This window comes from Protofrankia sp. CiP1_Cm_nod3 (assembly GCF_982290655.1).
In genome coordinates this window covers 1-1,249 of record NZ_CEVIVD010000271.1, presented here as the reverse complement: position 1 = coordinate 1,249, position 1,249 = coordinate 1, and the positions used below count along the sequence as shown (strand labels likewise).

General features: G+C 66.4%; 3 protein-coding genes. All 3 read right to left on the bottom strand.

Features of this window, described 5'->3' with window-relative positions:
• Positions 1 to 149: 149 nt before the first annotated feature.
• The 3 genes from AC5LUJ_RS24120 to AC5LUJ_RS24110 all read right to left on the bottom strand — a co-directional run bounded on the left by AC5LUJ_RS24120 (position 150) and on the right by AC5LUJ_RS24110 (position 1,115).
• Positions 150 to 398: an antitoxin gene (locus AC5LUJ_RS24120; RefSeq protein ID WP_445548509.1), complete on the bottom strand. Its 249-nt coding sequence runs from the start codon at positions 396 to 398 to the stop codon at positions 150 to 152.
• Positions 399 to 679: 281 nt separating this feature from the next.
• Positions 680 to 802, bottom strand: coding sequence for a hypothetical protein (locus tag AC5LUJ_RS24115; RefSeq protein WP_445548510.1), 123 nt, complete (start codon positions 800 to 802; stop codon positions 680 to 682).
• Complete coding sequence (locus AC5LUJ_RS24110; protein WP_493465856.1) at positions 792 to 1,115, bottom strand: nucleotidyltransferase family protein; 324 nt, start codon at positions 1,113 to 1,115, stop codon at positions 792 to 794. Before AC5LUJ_RS24110 ends, AC5LUJ_RS24115 begins: the two co-directional genes overlap by 11 nt.
• Between the last annotated feature and the right edge of the window lie 134 nt (positions 1,116 to 1,249).

Here is a 1,249-nt window from a genome sequence, read left to right as displayed (position 1 = left end):
CTTCGCCACGCCATACCACAGCTCGAACAAGACGACCGACGAGAGCGCGAGATAATCCCCGGACGCTCCGGCCTCCCGGTACCGTTCCCGCACGCCGACGGGCTTGTTCCGCAGCAGCGCGACCACGGCGTTGGTGTCCAGAAGGTAGTTCACCCGAAGAAGTCCTCCCCGGCGGGCGTCGGCGGCTGGTTCCTGCCGTCATCGAACAACGGCACATCCACGAAGCGGTCCAGCTCGGCGAACCAGGCATCGACGTCGGACGCGATCGGCTCCAGCAGCACGCCGTCTCCCACATGCCGGACACGCACCCGGTCGCCGGGCAGCCGGAACTCCTTCGGGAGCCGCACCGCCTGGCTCCGGCCGTGTGTGAAGAGCCTCGCGATCGCCGTGTCCGCCATAACGCCTCCCGCAGATGGTAGCTATCAATAGTAGCTACCAAGGGCCCACTGCCGACTCGGTCAGATAGCGGTAGTGCGGGCACGCTGTGACATGAGGCAGTGGTGCTGGCGGCGGTGAACGTCAAGCTCCGCAATGACGGGACCTGCGTCACCTGTCGTTCCCGCGATGGTCGGTGGACCTGACGTACCAGGACACGAACCCTTCGATCATGGTGGCGGGCCCTGAGGTCGCCATCCGTCCGGTCGCCACGCAGACCCCGACCAGGGGCGATGCCCAGTGATCAGCGTGACGGAAAGATCATCTCGCTGGCCAGGAAGGCGGCCTCGTCGACGTCCCGGACGAACGTCGCCGCCGCGACCGCGGCTTCGAACATGTCGACGAGGCAGAGCTCGTCACGCCGCATAGAGGACCCGGGCCTCCGCGAGCACCCGGTCGCGGATGACCCACTTCAGCCGGGCCTTGGGTACCAGGTCGACGCGGCGTCCGATGATCTTTTCGAGATCATCTCGGAGATCGACGATCTCGAAACCGAGCTTTGAGCCGGGCTCCAGCACATACAGCGGGTCGACATCCGAATCGTCGGTGTCGTCGCCGCGAGCCACCGAGCCGAAGACGGACAGCTCGGCGACGCCGTAACGCCGGCACACCTCAGCGATCCGGCTGTCACGAAGATCGACGGCCACCTCCCTATTATCGCCAGAGACGGTCACGACCACGCGGCGCAGGGTCCGCCCCGCGTGACACTGGTGTCACCTCGTCCGAGTCCGAGTCCGAGTCCGAGTCCTGACAAGGGACTGCTCGCCCTTACCCCCTGGGGCTTCGGCAGTCCCGGCGAATCACCTCTGCGAGC